This is a genomic window from Brachybacterium sp. NPDC056505 (genome assembly GCF_042794925.1).
GTDB classification, from domain to species: Bacteria; Actinomycetota; Actinomycetes; order Actinomycetales; family Dermabacteraceae; genus Brachybacterium; species Brachybacterium kimchii.
In genome coordinates this window covers 81,914-102,471 of record NZ_JBHTSV010000001.1, presented here as the reverse complement: position 1 = coordinate 102,471, position 20,558 = coordinate 81,914, and the positions used below count along the sequence as shown (strand labels likewise).

General features: G+C 70.9%; 12 protein-coding genes. 7 read left to right on the top strand and 5 right to left on the bottom strand.

Translation table 11 applies throughout. The annotated features are described in order from the left end of the window. Positions 1-2,946 precede the first annotated feature (2,946 nt). The 5 genes from trxB to ACFQ53_RS00455 all read right to left on the bottom strand — a co-directional run bounded on the left by trxB (position 2,947) and on the right by ACFQ53_RS00455 (position 12,032). A complete protein-coding gene (gene trxB, locus ACFQ53_RS00475; RefSeq protein WP_377853759.1) occupies positions 2,947-4,029 on the bottom strand; it encodes a thioredoxin-disulfide reductase in 1,083 nt (360 codons plus the stop codon). A gap of 97 nt (positions 4,030-4,126) precedes the next feature. Then, the gene (locus ACFQ53_RS00470) at positions 4,127-4,681 is read right to left on the bottom strand and encodes a hypothetical protein (RefSeq protein WP_377853756.1); all 555 of its coding nucleotides are present in this window, start codon (positions 4,679-4,681) and stop codon (positions 4,127-4,129) included. Further along, positions 4,678-7,287 carry a hypothetical protein gene (locus tag ACFQ53_RS00465; RefSeq protein WP_377853753.1) on the bottom strand — a complete coding sequence of 870 codons (2,610 nt, stop codon included), beginning with the start codon at positions 7,285-7,287 and terminating at the stop codon, positions 4,678-4,680. Before ACFQ53_RS00465 ends, ACFQ53_RS00470 begins: the two co-directional genes overlap by 4 nt. Positions 7,288-7,329: 42 nt before the next feature. Continuing rightward, positions 7,330-9,579, bottom strand: coding sequence for a lipid II flippase MurJ (locus ACFQ53_RS00460; RefSeq protein ID WP_377853750.1), 2,250 nt, complete (start codon positions 9,577-9,579; stop codon positions 7,330-7,332). Then, entirely contained in the window at positions 9,576-12,032 is a 2,457-nt protein-coding gene (locus ACFQ53_RS00455) for a DUF6049 family protein (protein ID WP_377853747.1), read from the bottom strand. Before ACFQ53_RS00455 ends, ACFQ53_RS00460 begins: the two co-directional genes overlap by 4 nt. A gap of 220 nt (positions 12,033-12,252) precedes the next feature. Here ACFQ53_RS00455 and ACFQ53_RS00450 point away from each other — a divergent pair, with 220 nt between their 5' ends. The 7 genes from ACFQ53_RS00450 (at position 12,253) to ACFQ53_RS00420 (ending at position 20,484) form a co-directional block, all read left to right on the top strand. Beyond that, positions 12,253-13,662, top strand: coding sequence for a CCA tRNA nucleotidyltransferase (locus ACFQ53_RS00450; protein ID WP_377854476.1), 1,410 nt, complete (start codon positions 12,253-12,255; stop codon positions 13,660-13,662). Between the two features lie 275 nt (positions 13,663-13,937). Beyond that, the gene (locus tag ACFQ53_RS00445; RefSeq protein WP_377853744.1) at positions 13,938-16,727 is read left to right on the top strand and encodes a transglycosylase domain-containing protein; all 2,790 of its coding nucleotides are present in this window, start codon (positions 13,938-13,940) and stop codon (positions 16,725-16,727) included. A gap of 200 nt (positions 16,728-16,927) precedes the next feature. After that, positions 16,928-17,218 carry a 30S ribosomal protein S6 gene (rpsF, locus tag ACFQ53_RS00440; RefSeq protein ID WP_377854473.1) on the top strand — a complete coding sequence of 97 codons (291 nt, stop codon included), beginning with the start codon at positions 16,928-16,930 and terminating at the stop codon, positions 17,216-17,218. Positions 17,219-17,363: 145 nt separating this feature from the next. Continuing rightward, complete coding sequence (locus tag ACFQ53_RS00435) at positions 17,364-17,942, top strand: single-stranded DNA-binding protein (RefSeq protein WP_377853741.1); 579 nt, start codon at positions 17,364-17,366, stop codon at positions 17,940-17,942. A gap of 164 nt (positions 17,943-18,106) precedes the next feature. Further along, positions 18,107-18,343 (top strand): 30S ribosomal protein S18, encoded by a 237-nt coding sequence (rpsR, locus tag ACFQ53_RS00430; protein WP_152353950.1) that lies wholly within the window; start codon positions 18,107-18,109, stop codon positions 18,341-18,343. 17 nt (positions 18,344-18,360) lie between these two features. Continuing rightward, entirely contained in the window at positions 18,361-18,828 is a 468-nt protein-coding gene (gene rplI, locus ACFQ53_RS00425; protein WP_152353949.1) for a 50S ribosomal protein L9, read from the top strand. A gap of 147 nt (positions 18,829-18,975) precedes the next feature. Beyond that, a complete protein-coding gene (locus tag ACFQ53_RS00420) occupies positions 18,976-20,484 on the top strand; it encodes an amino acid permease (protein WP_377853736.1) in 1,509 nt (502 codons plus the stop codon). Positions 20,485-20,558 lie beyond the last annotated feature (74 nt).

The window sequence follows — 20,558 nt, the reverse complement described above, 5'->3', positions numbered from 1 at the left end:
CGCAACGGTATGTATCACATGAGCGTAATACAAACAGGCAATGCCTGGAGTGAGAGCGCATCCGCTGTGCCCAGAGCAGGTTCCCGTGGGCTTCCACATCTGTGGACGTGGCTGTGGAAGAAGGCCCAGCATTGGGTCTCGTGCAGTGGTTGGGTACCAGGCTTCGTGTTCCACGTGGAACGGGATCAGCACACCGTCGGCGTCCAAGGTGCAGTGCTACTGATGCTTCGCCGCACCGCGCCGTCTTCACCCCGAAGAAGCATCGAAACTCAGCCGCCCGCTACCCCGGGCGGGGTCGGATGGGCATGTGAACGGCACGTTTCCCGTGAAACGCCTGCACTGCACTAGCCATTGCCCCGGGCTCTCCTAGGACATGGAGCTCAACCTGCGCTTGGGACGCCGCATGCACTGCTTCACGTGAAACCTGCGGGTGGTTCCAACTGTTGACTGCTACGGATGCGGAATGCGGTGCCGCGAGGTTCCATGTGAAACCCGGTGCAGTGACAGCCCGTTGAAGGGACGCGCACGAATGGCGTCGCTGCTCTTCGCGGCTTCGGGCCACGGCTGGGGTCTCTGGCGACCGTACGGGACTGTCGAACGCGCCCTGGACCTGGAAACGCAGCCGCGCGAGAACGTGCCGTTGCACGTGGAACCTACGCACGTGGCAGAGCTGAGCTGGATCTTCGATTGCCGAACGCTGAACTTCGCTCGGTACGAGTAGACGCGTTGCACGTGAAACCTGTGCAAGCGGAAGGAGCTGCGCCAGGAGATGGCCTGCCGAGCCCGAGTTCCGATTGATGGGAGTAGACGCGTTGCACGTGGAACCTACTGCCTCGCAGTCTGGAGCGACCCGTCGTGGACGGTACGACGGCGCGACTGACTGGGACCGGGGCGCACGTTTCACGTGCAACAGTCGTGGTGCCCGAAGCGTTGGCCGTTGAGTTCGGTGCTGGCGGGAATGTCTCCTCCTTGCGGCACAGATCATTCCGATCCTTGCGGGAGACTCTCGTGGGTGCGCTATGCGAGCGATGACGCGAAGAGGAGTGTATGGTCGAGGGCCTCCGTGCTCACATGGCTTCTGTACTGCCCGGGACAGACATGTTTCCCGTGAAACGCTCTCACCAAAGGTCCGTTGGGTAGGAGGAGATGCCGTCGCTTTCGCGCATTGCCGCGGCAGATCGTCGCGAACACCCCCGATGTTCCACGTGGAACGGGAAGCATCGCTCCGAGAGACTGTATTCGCCTCCTTCTCGCCACTGCCCCCAGGATCATGCACAGACTGCACGTCGGAGTCGTTCCACGTGGAACGCAGCCCAGGAAGAGCGTTGTGACCTGCGTGTTTGTCTACCTGTCACCGACTTGATGGGTGCGAGAAGGATGGCGTCTGAGGGATGACGCGGCCTGGGGCGGCGCCAAGCACCTCCACTCCCGGTGCGATCTGGCTGCCGAGGTTCGAGAGGCGGAACGGCGTGGACGAGCACATGCGCCGCTTCACGTGAAACAAGAAGGCTCGGCCAAGGATGGCGGCCTCTTCGGCTACTGCCAGTGGCCGCGCGCCTCCTCGGGCGTAGACGCTGCCTGCAGAAGACTCCCGGGCGAGGCAGAGCGCATCGGGCGGGCGCCTTGAGGGGGCAGCGACGGAAGTTCACGTCGGCGACACGGACTCCGGGCTCTCAGAAGGACAGGCCAGTCGGAGCCACCCCGACGGTCCATGTTTCGCGTGGAACGCGAACTGACGAGCCAGTGCACGCTGGCGTGAGGGCAGCAAGCCCACGACAGCACTGGACCGGGAAGACGTGAGGGTGCGGTCGGAGTTTCGCGTGGAAATGCACACTGTGCACGAGCATGTGGACAAGGCGCCTCCAGCAGCGCACACCGGTGGACGTGCGGGTGGACAAGCGCTCGAGGCAGAATGGGAGCTGCGTCACAGCGGGTGACACGCCGACATAAACCCACAGGTCAGAAACCTAAAGCTCCTTCACCGCAGGTCGCGGCGGGAGACGGTGTGGCAGCGCCACGCCGACGGCCACTGTGGATAACTCTGTGGAGAAGTGCGCGCGTGGCTGTGGACAACGATGTGGACATGTGTGGATCGGGGCATGGGTCTCGGCATCAGCGCTCGTGAGCTCGGCGTGGCGATGCACGAGTCCCGGAATTGTTCGGTGCCGTGAATCGGGCGCGCCGATGGGGCACCTTCGTGAAACACACACTCTCCGACCGATCGCCGCCCATGAGATCGGCGGAAGCTCACCGGGTCAGTTGTCGTGAGACCGCCTGTGAGGTGCATCAGAAGTGCCCGTCGGGCTCACGGCGGCAGCCCGATCAGCGTCGTCGGCGCTCGCACCGCTGAGGTGACCACCACTGTGCGCCGCGCCGCCGTCGGATCCGAGAGCGTCTGCAGAGGATGCCGTGCTCTCAGGCGCGTCGGAGTGGTCCACGAGGGCGAGGATCTCGAGCTTCGGTACAGCTCCGACGCGACGCGCGACCTCGCGCCAGTCCCCGCCCAGCACCAGTCCCCGGCCATCCAGACTCTCCCCCGCGAGCGCGCCGGCGGGGACGGCGCTGTCATCTGGAGCATCCGGCATGACCTGGACGTGGGGCGCCGGCTCGCCTTTTCGGGCCTCGGGGTGCAGAAGGATCCAGGTGGGCAGCTGCTCCACCGCAAGACGTGCCAGCACAGGAACGCCCGCATGGCCCTCCGACGTACCGACCACTGCATCGTCGAGGGTCTCGTCCCCTGTATCGCGGGTGTTCTCGGAGGTGCCGTCGGACGTGTTGACGACGGTGCTGTGCGTCGGCTCCGCATCGGCGTCGAGGACCAGGGGAAGGACCCGGTCTCCCCACCTTCGCTGCAGCTCCTGAAGCAGGGTGCGTGCGGGACGGCACGGGAGACACCACGAGGCCGTCACCAGGACGATGACGGCCTCGGGGTGAAGCGTGCGGGCCTCAGGCCTCGCGGGCACCGGCGGTCGCGAGCTGCTCGGGCTCGTCATCCTGCAGGGCGAGCCAGCGCTCGGCATCGAGGGCCGCCTGGCATCCGCTGCCCGCAGCCGTGATGGCCTGGCGGTAGGTGTGGTCCACGACGTCGCCCGCCGCGAACACGCCCTCGACCGAGGTGTGCGTCGAACGACCCTGGACCACGATGTAGCCCTGCTCGTCGAGCTCGATCTTGTCGCGGAAGAGCGCGGAGCGCGGCTCGTGGCCGATCGCCTCGAACACGGCGGAGGTCGGCAGGGTGCGCTCCTCCCCGGTCGCGGTGTCCTTGACCGTCACGGACTCGACCTGCTCCTGGCCGTTGATGCCGACGACCTGAGCATTCCACTCGAAGTCGAGCTTGGGATCGTTCTCGGCCCGTCGGGCCATGATCTTCGAGGCGCGCAGGGCGTCGCGGCGGTGCACGAGCGTCACCTTCGTGGCGTAGCGGGTGAGGAACGTGGCCTCCTCGACCGCGCTGTCACCGCCGCCGACGACCACGATCTCCTTGTCCTTGAAGAAGAAGCCGTCGCAGGTCGCGCACCAGCTGACGCCCTTGCCGGAGAGGCGCTTCTCGTCCTCGATGCCGAGCTCGCGGTACGCCGAGCCCGTCGCGATGATCAGCGAGCGGCCCCGGTAGACGGTGCCGTCCTCCAGGGTGACGGTCTTGACCGGGCCCTCGAGCTGCACGTCGATCGCGTCCTCGAAGAGGATCTCCGCGCCGAAGCGCTCGGCCTGCTCCTGCATGGTCCCCATCAGCTCGGGGCCCATGATGCCGGTCGCGAAGCCCGGGTAGTTCTCGACATCGGTCGTCGTCATGAGGGCGCCGCCCGCATCGAGCGCGCCCGCGATGACGACGGGGTGCATCTCGGCGCGCGCCGCGTAGATCGCCGCGGTGTAGCCGGCGGGGCCGGAGCCGACGACGAGGACCTCGTGGACGGTGTCATCGCCCGAGGAGCCGCCGGTCGGAGGGGCGGCCGGCGCCGTGGTGTTCGCGGCGGGCGCGGTGGATCCGGCGCCGCCGAGGATGTTGAGGGCCTGGATGGGCTGGGTCATGGATGGGTCCTTCCGATGTGGAGCAGGCGTCGAGGACGGGCAGCGACGCGGAGGTCAGACGGGAGCGGGGAGGCCCGCAGGGCGGTGGACGGGGCGATCAGACGCTGCCGATGTTCGTCGACCCGTTCCACACCAGCGTCCCCGCGGCATCGGCGTTCTCGGTGCCGCAGGTGGGACGGACCACGGTGATCTGCACGATCCCACCGTTCGCCCGCAGGGAATCGCGCTGGTAGGGGCCGTGCACGATCATCCAGTACTGACCGGAGTCCGCTCCCCATTCGATCTCCTCCATCACGATCGGCGCGTCCGTGACGCCCTGCTGCTCGAGGCACCGGTTGAGGTCGAAGGTCGCCGGCGCCTGGAACGTGCCGCCCGAGGCGACCAGCCGCTGCGCCTCGCTCCCCAAGGTGCTCTCTGTGAGAACGGGCAGACCCGAGGAATTCTTCCCGGGTGCGTTGCCCGTCTCAGGAGACGCCGCCGCGCTGCCGCGCGCCACCTCGGTGGTCGACTGCTGGAGGGCCTCGGAGAGCATGAGCCCGACGAGCGACGCGAGCACGAGCGCGAGAACCACCACCCAGGTCTTCACGCCCTGGCCGGACGTCGGCCCGGGCCCGGCACCAGGGCGCCGATGGCGGATCCCGGGCGCGGTCATTCCGCCTTGATCTCCTGGATGCGGGCACGGAAGCCGTCGCCGGTGGTGCTGTTGGGCAGCTCGGCGATCCACAGCTCCACACCGTCGGCCTGGACGGGCTCATCCAGGGTGAACTCGACGTCCCCGCCGTCGGTGAACTCGCCGTCCCCGAGCTTGTCGCCGCGGCTGCCGTCCTCCTTCAGGGCGTACAGCTCCATCGAGCCGCCCTCGGTATCGGCCGTGCTCACGGTGATCTTCTTCAGCGTCGAGGTCTTCTCGAAGGGCAGCTTGATGCCGATGCCGTCCTTCAGACCCGAGTAATCCGCGCTCTGATAGATCTTCGAGGACCAGTAGGAGTCCTTCGACCCGTCCGTCAGGCGGCTCGAATCCTCGGAGTGGTCCGCGTTGCCGTTGCCGCCCTCGGCGAAGACCTCGGGCTCGCCGAAGGTGGGAGGCGGACCCTCGGTCGCCGACTCCGTGGTCTCCGTGGGCTGGACCTGCGCGTTCGTCTTCGATTCGGTGGGCGCGGGCTGCGTCGTGGCCTTCTCGTTCGGACCCGTTGCCGCCTCGCGCAGCCCCGAGGTGACACTCGTGATCGCGAAGACCAGGGCGATGATCACGACGAGAGCGGCGCCGATGAGGATCCACTGCGTCTGCCGGGAGCGCTGCTCGTCGGGCTCCGCCGTGGTGGTGTACACGTTCGAGCTGTCCTCGGCGCTCATCGCGACACCCACGACGTCGCGCACGAGCGCGCTGCCCCGGTGAGGCGTCGCCGCCCAGGCGTCCTGGTCCTCGTCGCCGTAGGTGACAGGGCGCCCGCGCACGATGATCGGCCCGGGTGAGGCGTCCTCCTCCTCCACGGGAGTCTGTGCGACGGAGTCCGTCCACGAGGCCTCGTCCGCATCGCGGGAGGTGCCGGGCAGCACGGCTCCGCGGCCCGCCGCCGCCGGCGGGATCGTGGCCGCGGCCAGCGGGTTCTCCTTCTCCTGGACATCCAGGTGCCCGGGGAAGGCGGCCTTGTTGCGGGTCTCGGAGAGGTGCAGGTCGCGCACGAACTCCGCGGCTTCGGTGCCCGTGGTGTCCTCGGGCGGGGCCTCGGCGGTGGCCGCGTCCTGCGAGCCGGGCGCTGCCGACGGAGAGGCACCGGGATCCGCCGACGACGCACCGGTCGTGCTCGGCTCGGAGCTGTTCTTCGTGGTCGCAGCCGTGTCGGCGGGCGTCGCGCCCTTCGTGTCGGCGCCTGCGCTCGCGTCGCCGGTGGTCCTATCCGCACCGTCGGACGCCGCGCCCGCGCGGCCTTCGGTCGCACCGGCCTCGGCAGAGGCCGCGCCTGCGTCGCTGGACGCCGCGCTCGCGTCGCCGGAGGTCGAGTCCGATCCGCCGGCCGCCGCTCCCGTGGCGCCTGCTGCGGCACCGGTGGCCGCTCCCGCGGCAGTCGCAGCGGCCGCGCGGCGGGCGGTGCGGCTCGTGTGCACCTTCTCGATGTCGGCGCGCGGCTCCTGGTCGAGGTCGAGGCGTCCCGCGGAGCCCTCGTGCGCGGATCGGGCTCCCGCATCGCCGCAGGCGCCCGGAGAGGGCGTGCTCGAATCCTTCGCCGGATCCTGCTCAGCGGACGCCGAGGAGGAGGTGTCCTCGGCTCCGGTCGACGGTCTCGCCGCGTCGGCACCGTTCGGGGCCGCGACGGGGGCGGCCTGTGCAGCTGCCGCGGCGTCACGTGCGTCGGCGGTGGTCGACTGCGCGTCCTGGGAGGTGCGCGAGGGGTCCTGGGGGTCGTAGGCCTCGAGCGTGACGGGGATGGACTGCCAGGGCTCGAGCTCGGCGATGAGGTCGCGCGTGGTCTCCGGCACGGGCTGATCGCCCTCGGTGAGCACGAGCTCGCACAGAATGTCGAGATCCTGCGGGATGTTCCGCGTGCTGATCCGCGACGGGCGGGCCAGGGGCCCGTCGGCGGCCGACGGGGAGGCGCCCGTGAGCGCCCGGTACAGCAGGGCGACCAGCGCGGTCACGTCCAGGAACGAGGCGAGGCGGCCGTCGTGCTCGGAGTCGTGATGGGCGGCGGCCTCGACGCCCGCGCCCAGCACCGCCACCTCCCCGCTCGCGGTGTCCACGAAGACTCGGTTGGAGTCGAGGTGCTGATGGCGCAGCCCGCGGCGGCGGGCGGCCTCGAGCCCCGATGCGGCCTCGCCGATGATCGACCGTGCAGTCTCCGGGCGCAGCGCACCCTGGGCGAACAGCGCGGCGAGGGGCGGTGCCGGCGGGGCCGGGTACTCGACGACGGTCAGCGGAGCGCCCCCGTTCGCCGCCCCGAAGCCCTCACCGGAAGCCCCCTGGGACGCATCGCCGGAGGCGCCGTCGGCCGATCCCTCGCCGGTCCCGCGCGGATCCCCGAACACGGTCACGTCCAGCACCGGGAGCAGGCGCGGGTTCTCCACGAGATAGGCGCGGCGCGCGGCGTCGGCGACCTCGAGGGCGAGGTCCCCGTGGACCATGAACAGGGTGACGAGCTCACCGGAGCGCACGGAGCGGGCGCGATGCCAGGACGCGCCCTCGGCGACTCCCGACAGCGGGATCTTCGCCTCGACGCTCCAGCGCTCGCGCACCGCGTGCTCGTGGTGTCGTTCGTTCACCTGTGTCCGTCCCTCTCCGACATCCTGATGCCCTGCGGCCTGTCACATGCTACGGGTGCCCGCTGACCGGCGGCCGCCACCGGGCATCCGCGCGCGCACCATCGCCATCAGCGATCGCAGCTCCTCGACGCGCAGCGCCCACGCGACCGCCACGAACACGGCGCTCGCCACCGCCCCGACGACCAGACCGAGGACGACGGTGAGCACGCGGTTTGTCCACATCGCCCCGCCCATCAGCGAGACCAGACCGTCGCCCACCAGGAAGGCCACCACGGCCGCCACGAGCAGCCGGCCCAGCAGCAGCATCGCCTTCGCGCCGCCGTCCAGCGAGGCCCCGAGCTCACGCGCTCGCCGCCGCAGCATCCACTGCCCGTACGCCCAGCCGACGACGTTGCCGAGCGACACCACGAGCGCCGCTGTCGCCGCCTGCCAGTGCGGATCCACGAACAGCAGCACCGGCGCCACGCCCAGCAGAGGCAGAGCCGAGGTCGGGATCTGCATCCAGAAGGGGGCGCGAGCATCCTCGTACGCGTAGAAAGCGCGCTTGGTCAGGTAGTTCGCGGAGAACGGCACCAGTCCCAGCATGTACGCGGCGAGGACCCACGCGCTCGCCTGCGCCCCGGCGACGCTCGAACCGCCGTCGATGACCCACATGATCGGGCCGGCCAGGGCGATGAACACGGCGGCGCACAGCATCATCGGCACCGCGAGGATCCGGTTGGTCTGCTGATACCGGTGCAGGGCGCGCTCGTGGTCGCCCTCGGAGGCGCTCCGCGAGATCGAGGGGAACGCGGCGGTGACCAGGGTGACTGCGAGGATCCCCTGCGGGATCATGAAGACCGTGTAGGCCCAGTCCATCGTGCCCAGGCCCGGGTAGAGCCTCGAGGCGTCGGTGCCCTGGCTGGTCTCGGCCGCCTCCACGGCGCCGCCCACGCTCCAGCGCCCGGCGTACAGCGCGAGCTGGCCGACGATCAGCATCCCGAGGCTCCACATGCCGATGCGGCTGAGCTTGCCCAGGCCCAGACCGCGGAACCCCCACTTCGGGCGCAGCGTCAGCCCGAGCTTGTGCACGAAGTAGGCCAGGAAGACGACCTGGATCGCGGAGCCGCCCACGTTCATCGCGGCCAGGGCCACGACCATCGGCACGGTCCAGGCCGTCGGATCGCCCTGGCCGCCCCAGATCGCGAGGAAGATCAGCGCGCCGACGATCGCGACCAGGTTGTTGAGCACGGGGGCCCACTGGTAGGGCCCGAAGGAGTCGTGCGCGTTCAGCAGCTGGCCGAGCATCAGGTAGAGCGCCGAGAACAGGATCTGCGGCATCATCCAGTACACGAGCTGCACGGCCAGGGCGTAGGTGTCCGGCGGCAGCGAGCCGTTGGTGAGCACCATGAGCAGCGGCGCGAGCGCCATCGCGAGCAGGGTCACCCCGCCCGCGCCGACCGTGACCAGGGTGAACAGGCGCGAGGTGAAGTCGCTGCCGCGGTCGGGACGCTTCGCGGCCCGCACGATCGCGGGCACCAGGATCGCGTTGAGCGTGCCGCCGCCGATCATGATCCAGATCGTGTTGGGCACGACGTTCGCGGAGCTGAACGCGCTGCCCACGGAGCTGCTGATGCCGACGAACATGGCGCCGAACAGGAAGTTGCGGACGAACCCGAGCGCGCGGGAGACCGTCGAGCCCAGGGCCATCACGGCGGTCGCGCGCATGAGCCGCGCGCGGGTGCTGGTGAGCTTCGGGGCCGGTGCGTCGGCCGTGTCGTCCGCACCGTCGGTCGTGCCGTGCGCACCGTCAGCGGGGCCGCCAGCACCGTCGGTCGGGCCGTCACCGCTGCCGCCGTCCAGGCTCCTGCCGCTCTCCGCCTCGGGGCCGGCGGGCGTGCCGGAGCGCCTCCTCGCGCCGGCTGCGGAGCCGGTGGCGATCTGCTCGGTGATCGGGTCGAGCGACCCCGTCGTCTCGTCGAGGGTGGCGACCGCTCGTTCGAGGTCGGCCGCGTGCGCAGCGGCCGCATCGTCGGAGACCGGCGCGGTGCGGCGCGCGGGAGGCGGAGTGCGTGAGGAGAAGACCTCCGCCGAGTCGGAGCTCGGGGCGGCGGGCGTCGGCCGTTCGGGGGCCGACGGCGCGGGGCCCGACGGTGCAGGGTCCGAGGGGACGGTCGACGCGGGCGTCGACGCGGGAGCCGGCGTGGCCTGCGCGGCGGGTCGTGCCGGGGCCGGGCGGGGCCGGGCCCGGGCCCGGGGCGGGCCCGGACGCAGATGCCGCGGCCGGTGCTGGATGCGTCGTGGTGCGCTCATGGTTTCTCCTCGTCGGCCGCATCCCCTGCGGCCTCCCCCTCACCGTCGTCCGTCAGCTCTGCCGCGGCGGCGCGGCGGCGCGAGCCCGTGCGCCGGGCCCGCAGCACGCCCACCACCACGAGCACGCCCATGGCGCCCACCAGCACCATGGTCGTCCAGTTCTCCCATGCCGGGTTCACGCTCAGCGGGACCGACACGGGTGCGGCGAGCTCCTCCCCGTCCTCGGAGCGGACGGTGGAGGTGAGGGTCACGGTCCCGTTCGCGATCGCGTCGATCGGGACCGTTACCTCCTTCTTCTGCCGCGCGGGCACCTCGACCGTGGTGGGCTCGCCCACCCGCACGATCGGTCGGTCCGTGCTCACCTCGACCTTCACCGTGATCGGGCTGTCCAGGTCGTTGGTCACCGTGATCGGCACGCCCGCCGAGTCGGAGACCAGGTTGTAGCCGGAGGCGGGCACCACGTGGATGGCCTCGCGCATCGCCGCGACGTCCTTCTGCGCCGTCTTCGCGCGACGGGACGCCTCGTCATGGTCCTTCGCGAGCGTCGTCGAGGTCGTGGTGAGGATCAGCGTGCGCGTCGCGGAGAACGGGGCGTCGTCCTCGGCGACCGCGGCGACGGTGCTCATCGAGCGCAGCGAGCGCTGCAGGGACTCCAGGGTGCCCGTGTCGACCTCGTCGCGGGAGCGGGCGCGCGGCAGGTGCGCCCAGGTGCCGTCCTCGCCGGGGCCCGACGGGCGCACGTCGTCCGCATCGAGCTCGCCGAGCGCGTAGAGGCCGTCGCCCTCGGTCCCCGTGTCGGTCACCATGTCGCCGCCCTCCGCCGCGTCCAGCAGGTCGGAGACGGGCGCCTGCGTCATCCAGGGCGCGTCGTCGAGGGCGTCGAGGGTCGAAGAGACGGCCCCCGCGTCCATGTCCTCCCCGAGCTGCGGGGCGATGAGCACCTGGCGCTGCGTGCTCGACTGCTCCGAGGCGATCACGGCGGTCTCCGCGAGGATCCGCTGGCGCACCTGCTGCACGTCCTCGCCGGTGCGCAGCTCGGAGACCTCGTCCGACAGCGTCGGGTCCGGCGCCAGCACGGGCACGGTCCGGTCGCCCGCGGTGAAGGTGCCGACGGACGACGGCGTCACCGTCCCCGCCGGGTCGGCGCGCAGGGACGAGGAGGGCACCACGAGGAGATCGGCGCCGCTGGTCACGGCCTGCGAGAGGGTCTTCCCGCTCGCCTCCTTGCCCGGGATCGACACGGCCTCGCCGAGCGGGTCGATGTGCGCGTCCTCCCACACCTTCTCGCTGCGCGCCGCGAGCGCGTCGGAGAGGTCCGTGGTGCCGGCCTGCTCGAGCCCGATCGTGTCCGACTGGGCGTACGGGAGCCCGATCACGTCGCGGTCCTCCGCCCCCGAGGTGAGGGTGTCGGCCAGGTGCTTCGTGGCGTCCGGTGTCGTGAAGCGCGCGGGCGGGGTCTGCGCGGAGTCGCCGTCGTCCCCGCCGTCGTCCCCGTCCTCCGCGTCCGCCGAGGAGTCGGAGCCAGACGACCCCGAGCCCGCGGAGTCGCCGGCGTCGGCGTCCGAGAGCGCCGGCGGATCCAGCAGCGCGGGATCCAGCATCCAGTCCACGTCGTCGCGCGCGGCGAGGCCCTCGAGATCCTTGAGGCGGCCGCTCTCTGCCGACGCCTTATAGGCATCGGGATCGCTGACGGCGGCGCCGGGGTCGCTCGCGGACAGCGGCAGCAGCACGCTCCCGGCGATCTTCGCGTCGGCGTCGTCGGGCCGCCACACGGTGAAGGAGCGCAGGGAGGCCAGGGGACCGTCGGCATCGGTGGCCGTCACCGACAGGCGCCGTGCGCCCCACAGGTAGGAGGCGGTGGAGAGGCCCAGGTCATCGGCGTCGACCGAGAGGGTGAACTCGGCGGAGTCGCCCGCGTCGAGGCTCGCCGGGCCCTCCTCGGTGGCGGCCGGGACGCCGTAGGTGTCCGGGCCGTCCTGCTGCTGCCACTGCGCGAGCGTGCGCCGGTCCGTGACGCGATCGGTGCGCACCCGCAGCTCCAGGGCGGGATCCTCGATCGCCGTGGTGCCGCGGTTGGTCAGCCGCACCGTGAGCGTGAGCTTCCCCCCGGGCTTGAGGGTGATGTCCCCGCCGTCGACCAGGTCGAGGCTCACTCCGCCGGTCGCCTCGGGCTCCGCCGGCTGCGGGGCCGAGGGCCGGGCGCTCGCGGACGAGGCAGAGGCCGACGAGGCGGTGGCCCGGGTGCTCGAGGTCTGCCCGGTCGTCACGGACTGCGAGCCGGCCGATGCGGACTTCGAGCCTGTGACCTGGGCGATCGCGGGCCCCGTGGGCATCAGGAGCGCCGGGGCGAGGGCGAGCATCGCCACCAGCAGGAGCCGCGGGGCGGCCGTTGCGAGGGCCCTGGGTCCGGGGAGCGGCGCGCGCGGGCGCACGGACGGGCTCGGCTCGGACATGGGGACACTGTATGCGGCCGATACGGTAGAGCCCGGCAGGTGACCGGGCCTGCCGCGAGATCTCCACAGGGCATCCCTCACGGCCGTCGGCCCCTCGGAGCCCTCGCCCCGGGATCTCGGCTCCCTGCGCCCCTGACATGACAGGACTTCCGTGACCGACCTGCAGCACCCCGACGAGCGCGCCGCTCGTCTCACGGCCGCGCGCACCCGCGCGGCCTCGATGTTCCAGGCTCTGCCTGCACCCATCCACGAGCTCGGACGCCTCTTCGAGGAGGCCGGGCAGGAGCTCGCGCTCGTCGGCGGTCCCGTGAGGGACGCTGTGCTGGGCCGCTCGAGCGCCGACCTGGACTTCACGACCTCCGCGCGGCCCGACGAGACGGAGGCCGTGCTGCGGCGCTGGACGCACGGCGGTGCGATCTGGGACATGGGCCGTGAGTTCGGGACGCTCGGCGCGACCCGCGACGGCGTCAAGGTCGAGATCACGACCTATCGCACCGAGTCCTACGACCCCACCAGCCGCAAGCCCGAGGTGGCCTTCGGCGACACCCTCGCGGGCGACCTCTCGCGCCGCGACTTCACGGTCAATGCGATGGCCGTGCGCCTGCCCTCCCTCGAGTTCGTGGACCCCTTCGACGGCCTGCACGACCTCGCCGGCGAGCTGCTGCGCACGCCCGCCCCGCCCACCCAGTCCTTCGACGACGACCCGCTGCGGATGATGCGCGCCGTGCGCTTCGTCTCGCAGCTCGGCTTCACCATCGAGGACCGGACCGCCGCGGCGATCCGGGAGCTCGCCGGGCGCATCGAGATCGTCTCCGCCGAGAGGACCCGCGACGAGCTCGTGAAGCTCCTGGTGGGGGCGCACCCGCGTCGCGGCCTCGAGCTCATGGTCGACCTGGGCCTCGCCGAGCACGTGCTCCCCGAGCTGCCCGCCCTGCGCCTCGAGCGGGACGAGCACCACCATCACAAGGACGTCTACGAGCACACGCTCACCGTGCTCGACCAGGCCATCGACCTCGAGAGCCCCGAGGGGTCGGGCGGTCCCTGCGAGAGCCCCGACCTGGTGCTGCGGCTCTCGGCGATCATGCACGACGTGGGCAAGCCCGCGACCCGGCGCTTCGAGCCCGGCGGGCTGGTGACCTTCCGCTTCCACGAGACCGTGGGCGCCCGCATGACCGCCAAGCGCATGAAGGAGCTCGCCTTCGACAAGGACACGACGAAGGCCGTCGCCCGACTGGTCGAGCTCCATCTGCGCTTCCACGGCTACGCGGACTCCGGCTGGACCGATTCGGCCGTGCGCCGCTACGTCACCGACGCCGGTCCGCTGCTGCAGCACCTGCACCGCCTCACCCGCGCCGACGTCACCACCCGCAACCGTCGCAAGGCCCGGGCGCTCGCCCGCGCCTACGACGACCTCGAGGAGCGCATCGACGACCTCGCCGCCCGCGAGGAGATCGAGAAGATCCGCCCAGACCTCGACGGCAACCGGATCATGCAGGTCCTGGGGATCCCGCCGGGGCGCGAGGTCGGCGAGGCCTACGCCTTCCTCCTCGAGGAGCGCATGGAGCACGGCCCCCTCGGTGAGGACGAGGCCGAACGCCGGCTGCGCGCCTGGTGGGAGGATCGCGGGTGAACACTGCGAGCGAGCGCTGAGCGAGGCCGCACCGACGGTGACGTGACGCCGGCCGGGACCCCGCTCCGAGCGGCTGTGGCATGGGCCACCCGCACCTCTCCTCACCTGGACGGGCGGGGTGAAGGGCGTGTGATGGTCACCGCCGGGGCGTTCCCATCCGCGCGTGCTCGTGCGGATACTGGAGGACTGCGACGCCGTGCCCATCGGCGCCTCGCCCCCGGACGCCTGCCCCAGGCGCGCCGGGATGCCCTGGAGTCGAGCCGTCAGGAGCAGCTGTGAGCGATTCTCGTGGACCCTCGCGTCCGTCGTCCGGATCCGGACGCGACGGCGGTTCCGGCACCGGCCGGTCCCGCGGCGCCGGCGACGGCGCCTCCTCGGCGCGCAAGCAGTTCCCGGGCGCTCAGGGCCGCAGCCGTACGAACGGTGCGGGCGCGGGCAAGGGCGCGGGGAAGTCCTCGGGCAGGAGCGCCGGTGCGGGCTCGGCCGCCGGCCGATCCGCGAACGAGGGCTCGCCCAAGGGCACCAGCCGCACCGCGCGCCGCGCCGGCACCGCCGGGGCTGGCGCCGCGGGCGCGAGCGGCGCAGCGAAGAGCGGCGCAGCGAAGAACGGGACCGCGAAGCGCAGCACCTCGGCCGCGGCCGGCTCGGGCCGCGGCGGACGTGGGGGTCGTGGGACGGCCAAGCGCACCGGTCTGGCCGCCGCGCTGAACTACCCGCGCGCCGGCAAGAAGGGCCCGCTGCGCTGGCTCCCCTCGCTGCGCATGTTCGGCGGCGCCATCGCGCTGATCGTGCTGCTGGGTCTGGGCGGAGCCGTCTGGCTCTACAACTCGACCGACGTCCCCCAGGCCGACGACGTCGCCGTCGCCCAGACCACGCGCGTCTACTTCTCCGACGGCAAGACCGAGATGGGGCAGTTCTCCGAGGTCAACCGCACGATCCTGCCCAATGACGAGATCCCGCAGACGGTGAAGGACGCGGTCGTCGCGAGCGAGGACACCACCTTCTACGAGAACCGCGGCGTGTCCCCGAAGGGCATCGTGCGCGCACTCTGGAACAACCTGAAGGGCGGCTCCCGCCAGGGCGGATCGACCATCACCCAGCAGTACGTGGAGCGGTACTACACGGGCACCACCACCTCCTACACCGGCAAGGTGAAGGAGATGATCATGGCGCTCAAGGCCGACCAGGAGCTCAGCAAGGACGAGATCCTCTCCCGCTACCTCAACACCATCTACTTCGGGCGCGGCGCCTACGGCATCCAGGCCGCCTCCGAGGCCTACTTCGGCAAGGATGCGAAGGACCTCGACGAGTCCGAGGCGGCGCTGCTGGTCGCCGTGATCCCGGCGCCCTCGGCCTACGACCCCGCGAACGACAAGGAGGCGTCGGCCAAGAAGTGGGACCGCGTGATCACCCGCGAGGTGAACATGACCGGCTCCCTCACCGAGGAGCAGGCCGACAAGCTCGAGTTCCCCGAGACCTCGAAGAACAAGCAGCAGAACTACCTCGAGGGCACCAACGGCTACCTGCTGATGATGGTGCGCAGCGAGCTCGAGCGCGAGGGCTTCACCGAGGAGGAGATCAACACCGGCGGGTACAAGATCGTCTCCACGGTCTCCAAGAAGGACCAGGACATCACCGTCGACACCATCGACGGGCTGAAGGACGAGGGCCGGCCCGACGCCAACCGCGTGGGCACGATGTCGATCGACCCCGATTCCGGCGCGATCACCGCGATGTACGGCGGCCCCGACTTCGTGAAGCAGTCGATCAACGACGCCACCCAGTCGCGCATGCAGGCCGGCTCGATCTTCAAGAGCTTCGCCCTGATCGCGGGCCTCGAGAACGGTTACGGCCTGAACTCGACCTGGGACGGCAACTCGCCGCGGACCTTCGGCAGCTGGACGGTGAACAACTTCGGCCACACCTCCTACGGCCCGATCAGCCTCCGACAGGCGACCACGAACTCGGTGAACACCGCCTACGCCGGGCTGAACGTCGCCATGGGGCCCGAGAAGACCCGCAAGGCCGCCGTGCAGCTCGGCATCCCCGAGAAGACCCCGGGCCTGAACGACGACGCCTCCAACGTGCTGGGCAGCGCCTCGCCGACGGTCCGCGAGATGGCCGAGGCGTACGCGACGATCGCCGCCAAGGGCGTCCACCACCAGTCCTACATCGTGGACTCGGTGTCCAACCCCGACGGCTCCGACGAGTACGAGCACAAGGACAGCTCGAAGCGCGTGCTCGACGAGAAGGTCGCGATCAACGCGACCGTGGCCCTGCAAGGCCCGCCGTCCACGGGCTCGGCCCGCAGCGTCGCCGGCGTGATGGGCGGTCGCCCCGTCGCTGGCAAGACCGGCACCTCCGAGAGCTTCAAGTCGGCCTGGTTCGTGGGCTTCACCCCGCAGATGGTGACCGCGGTCGGCATGTTCCAGCCCTCCGAGGACGGCAAGAGCGAGGAGCAGCTCACCCCGTTCGGCGGCGTCTCCAGCATGACCGGCGGCTCGTGGCCCGCGACGATCTGGGGCCGCATCATGTCCCAGACCCTCGAGGGCGAGCCCATCGAGCAGTTCGACGGCGAGGTCGTCCTGGACAACCAGAAGTCCTCCGCGGGCAACGCCACCAAGGCGCCCGTCACGCAGGCCCCGCAGACGAAGGCCCCGACCACCACGCAGGCACCCACCACGGAGGAGCCCAGCAAGGAGCCGTCCGAGGAGCCCAGCGACGAGGAGTCCTCGAAGACCGAGACGCCGACCGAGGAGGAGTCCTCGAAGTCCGAGAAGCCCACTGAGGAGGAGTCCTCGAAGACCGAGAAGCCCACGGACAAGGAGTCCGACAAGGACGACTCGGACAAGGGCAAGGACGACTCGAAGGACTCCGACAAGGACAAGGGCGGCGACTCCGACAAGAGCAAGGACGACTCGGACGACTCGAAGGACTCCGGCGACAAGGGCGGGGACTCCGGGGACGACACGCAGGACTCCGGCGAGAGCAAGGGCGGCTCGGGCAAGGGCAAGGACTCCGGCTCGAAGGACACGAAGAACGCCACCAAGGACGACGGCGAGTGAGCCGAGGGGCCTGAGGGCCCGGCCCCGTCGGCCCGTCGCTGTGATCCCCCGCGCACGCCGTGCATCGGCCTGGCGGGCCTGCGCACGCCCGGGTAGTCTTGGCTGGTCTGTGCCGCGATCCGAGTGGCCCGGACAGCATGGAACCCTCCTGCCACGGAAGTCCCGTGGCCGCTGAGACCACAGGAGGTGGGTACTCGAACATGCGCAAGTACGAGATGGTCGTCATCCTCGACCCTTCGATCGACGAGCGGACCGTCGGCACCACTTTTGAGAAGCTCGTGCAGGTCATCCCTGCCGAAGGCGGAACCGTCGACGAGGTGGACGTCTGGGGCAAGCGGAAGTTCGCCTACGAGATCCAGAAGAAGTCCGAGGGCGTGTACGTCGTCCTGTCCTTCACCGCGAAGTCGGAGACCGCCAAGGAGCTCGACCGCCAGCTCGGACTCAACGAGTCCGTCCTGCGCACGAAGCTCATGCGTCTCGACGCGAAGTGATCCGCGAGAGCTGACCGGCCCGTCGGCCGCGGAATCCTCGGACCCCGCAGACAGGGGCCCCGGGCCCGCAGCCGCATGACGGAGCCGACGTCGGCTCGCCGCACCCCACCCCCGCACGAGAGCACCCGGAGATCAGGAGCAGAGCATGGCCAATGACACGATCATCACGGTGGTCGGGAACCTGACGGCCGATCCCGAGCTGCGCTTCACGCAGTCCGGCGTCGCCGTGGCCTCCTTCACCATCGCCTCCACCCCCCGCACGTTCAACCGCCAGTCGAACCAGTGGGAGGACGGCGAGGCTCTGTTCCTGCGCTGCTCGCTGTGGCGCGACGCCGCCGAGAACGCGGCGGAGTCCCTCGAGAAGGGCACCCGCGTGGTCGCGCAGGGTCGCCTCAAGCAGCGCTCCTTCACCGACCGCGAGGGCAACAACCGCACCTCGATCGAGCTGGACGTCGACGAGATCGGCCCGTCCCTGCGCTATGCCACCGCGAAGGCCAACAAGGTCCAGCGCGGCGGCGGCGGAGGCTTCAACGGCGGCGGTCAGCGCGGCGGCCAGGGCGGCCAGGGCAACCAGGGCGGCGGCTTCGGCGGCCCCCAGGGCGGCCAGGGCGGCGGCTTCTCCGGAGGCGGCCAGGGCGGCTTTGGCGGGAACCAGGGCGGCGGCGCCGACCAGGACCCGTGGGCCGGCGGCAACCAGGGCGGGTACGACGACCCGCCGTTCTGATCCCGAGGGATCCGCGCTGATCACCCGAGGGTGACCGGAGGCGGGACCGAGGGGTCGACGGACGGACGCGTCCCCGACCACTGCAGGGCAGGCGCCCTGCGCACACACCATTCACCCATCCCGGGGAGACCCGGGCTCCGCACCAAGGAACTAGGAGCACCACGATGGCCAAGCCTGTTCTTCGCAAGCCGAAGAAGAAGCAGAACCCGCTGAAGGCAGCGGGCGTCGAGTCGATCGACTACAAGGACGCAGCCCTGCTGCGCAAGTTCATCTCCGACCGCGGCAAGATCCGCGCGCGTCGGGTCACCGGCGTGTCCGTGCAGGAGCAGCGCAAGATCGCGAAGGCCGTGAAGAACGCCCGCGAGATCGCCCTGCTGCCCTACTCGACCTCCGGTCGCTGAGCGAGGAAGGCACACACATGACCACCAAGCTCATCCTCACCAACGAGGTCACCGGCCTCGGCACCGCGGGCGACGTCGTCGACGTCAAGGACGGCTACGCGCGCAACTTCCTGCTGCCGCGCAAGCTCGCCACCCCGTGGACCGACGGCGGCCAGCGCCAGCTCGACCAGATCCGCTCCGCGCGCAGCAAGCGCGCCGTGGCGAGCCTGGAGGAGGCGCAGTCGCTCAAGGCCGTGCTCGAGTCGAAGCCCGTCGTCGTCTCCGAGCGCGCCGGCACCAACGGCCGTCTCTTCGGCGCCGTGACCTCCAAGGAGGTCGCCGACGCCGTGAAGACCGCGTTCGACCGCGACATCGACCGCCGCTCCGTCGAGTTCACGACTCCCATCAAGTCGCTCGGCGAGTACAAGGCGACCGTGCGTCTGCACGAGGACGTCTTCGCGAACCTGGTCGTCCAGGCCGTCGCCGCCAAGGGCGCCGCGAAGTGACCCCCTCCCTCGCGGCCTGAGCCGCGACGTGCGAAGCGCCCCGCCTCCGAGCATTCGGAGGCGGGGCGCTTCACGTCGTGGGGAGGGCCAGGGCGCAGGCGGTGGCCGAGTCCGCGGAGCGCGCGATCGACGACTACCCTCGTGCGGGTGAACACCTCCTCCTCGACGCCCCCTCCCCGTGCGTCCGATGACCCGGGACCGGTGAGCAGCGGCGCCCCGTCGGCATCCGGCGGGGATCCCGCTCCGCAGCTCGCCCGCTCGCTCGGCCACGGCCAGATCGCCATGATCGCCATGGGTTCCGCGCTGGGCACCGGCCTGTTCCTCGGGTCTGGCGAGGCCATCGGCTACGCGGGCCCCGCCGTGATCATCGCGTTCGCCATCGGCTCACTCATCGCGGCGACGATCGCACTCGCGATGGGCGAGATGGCCTCCCGCCACCCGGTGCGCGGCGGCTTCGGCACGCTGGCCGCCCACTACCTCTCCCCGTACTGGGGCTACCTCAGCCGCTGGCTGTACTGGATCGTGACGGTCGCCGTCACCGCGACCGAGCTCGTGGCCTGCGCGCTCTACCTCGCCTACTGGTTCCCGGCGATCCCCGTGCCCGTGGGCATCGTGCTCTTCGCGGCGGTCATCCTGGCCATCAACCTCACCACCGTCGGCTCCTTCGGCGCGGTCGAGTTCGTGCTCTCGAGCATCAAGGTGATCGCGGTGGTCGTGTTCATGCTCGTCGGCCTGTTCCTGGTGTTCCTGGGCACGGGCGCGCACCCTGCGCCGGGTCTCTCCGGGCTCACGGCCGACGGGGGCTTCGCCCCGAACGGCTGGGCGGCGGTCTGGATCGCCCTCAGCGTGGTGATGTTCAGCTTCGGCGGCATCGAGCTGCTGTCGATCACGGCGGCCGAGGCCAAGGAGCCCGCACGCTCGATCCGCACCGCGGCCCGCACCACGATCGTGCGCCTGGCCCTGTTCTACGTGGTGAGCATCGGGATCGTCGTGGCGCTGGTGCCGTGGAGGCAGGCGTCGGCGACCGGCGAGGCCGTGGAGACCTCCCCGTTCGTGACCGTCTTCGACTCCATCGGCGTGCCCGCCGCCGCGAGCATCACGAACCTGCTGGTGCTCATCGCCGCCCTCAGCGCCGCCAACGCGAACCTGTATGCGGGAAGCCGCATCATGCACTCCCTCGCGGAGGACCGCCTGGCACCGCGGGTCTTCTCCCGCGTCACGCGGCGCAGGGTGCCCGCGCCCGCGATCGCCGTGAGCTGCGTGGGGATCCTCGCCGCCGCCGTGCTGCAGATGAGCGGCGTCGCCGCCTTCGGCTACCTGATGAGCGTCGTGGTGTTCGCCGTGCTGCTGGTGTGGATGCTGATCCTCGTGACCTACCTGCGCTTCCGCGCCCGCCGCGTCGAGGGCGCGACCTTCCGGATGCCCGGAGGACGGGTCTCCGCGAACGTCGGGATCATCGGCCTGCTCGCCGTGTTCGCGACCGTCGTGGTGCGCGCCGAGATGACGCTCGCCGCGATCGTCGGCATCATCGCCGTCGCGATCGCGACCGTGCTGTACGTGACGGTGGTGCGCCGACGCATCGACCCCGCCCACATCGGCGACGCCTTCACCGAGGCGGAGCTCGTGCGCGAGCGGCAGGCCGGATCCTCCCGCTGACGTGCGCGCCGGCGCCGCGTCGACGGAGTGGTGTTGCGCACCCCACGGTCGGCGGGGTTTGGGCGAGCGCCTGC

What these genes read in the sequence shown, in the direction of transcription:
- ACFQ53_RS00450 (WP_377854476.1), top strand. Translation starts at nt 12,253, where the DNA reads ATGTTCCAGGCTCTGCCTGCACCCATCCACGAGCTCGGACGCCTCTTC.
- ACFQ53_RS00460 (WP_377853750.1), bottom strand. Translation starts at nt 9,579, where the DNA reads ATGAGCGCACCACGACGCATCCAGCACCGGCCGCGGCATCTGCGTCCG.
- trxB (WP_377853759.1), bottom strand. Translation starts at nt 4,029, where the DNA reads ATGACCCAGCCCATCCAGGCCCTCAACATCCTCGGCGGCGCCGGATCC.
- rpsR (WP_152353950.1), top strand. Translation starts at nt 18,107, where the DNA reads ATGGCCAAGCCTGTTCTTCGCAAGCCGAAGAAGAAGCAGAACCCGCTG.
- ACFQ53_RS00435 (WP_377853741.1), top strand. Translation starts at nt 17,364, where the DNA reads ATGGCCAATGACACGATCATCACGGTGGTCGGGAACCTGACGGCCGAT.
- rpsF (WP_377854473.1), top strand. Translation starts at nt 16,928, where the DNA reads ATGCGCAAGTACGAGATGGTCGTCATCCTCGACCCTTCGATCGACGAG.
- ACFQ53_RS00470 (WP_377853756.1), bottom strand. Translation starts at nt 4,681, where the DNA reads ATGACCGCGCCCGGGATCCGCCATCGGCGCCCTGGTGCCGGGCCCGGG.
- rplI (WP_152353949.1), top strand. Translation starts at nt 18,361, where the DNA reads ATGACCACCAAGCTCATCCTCACCAACGAGGTCACCGGCCTCGGCACC.
- ACFQ53_RS00455 (WP_377853747.1), bottom strand. Translation starts at nt 12,032, where the DNA reads ATGTCCGAGCCGAGCCCGTCCGTGCGCCCGCGCGCGCCGCTCCCCGGA.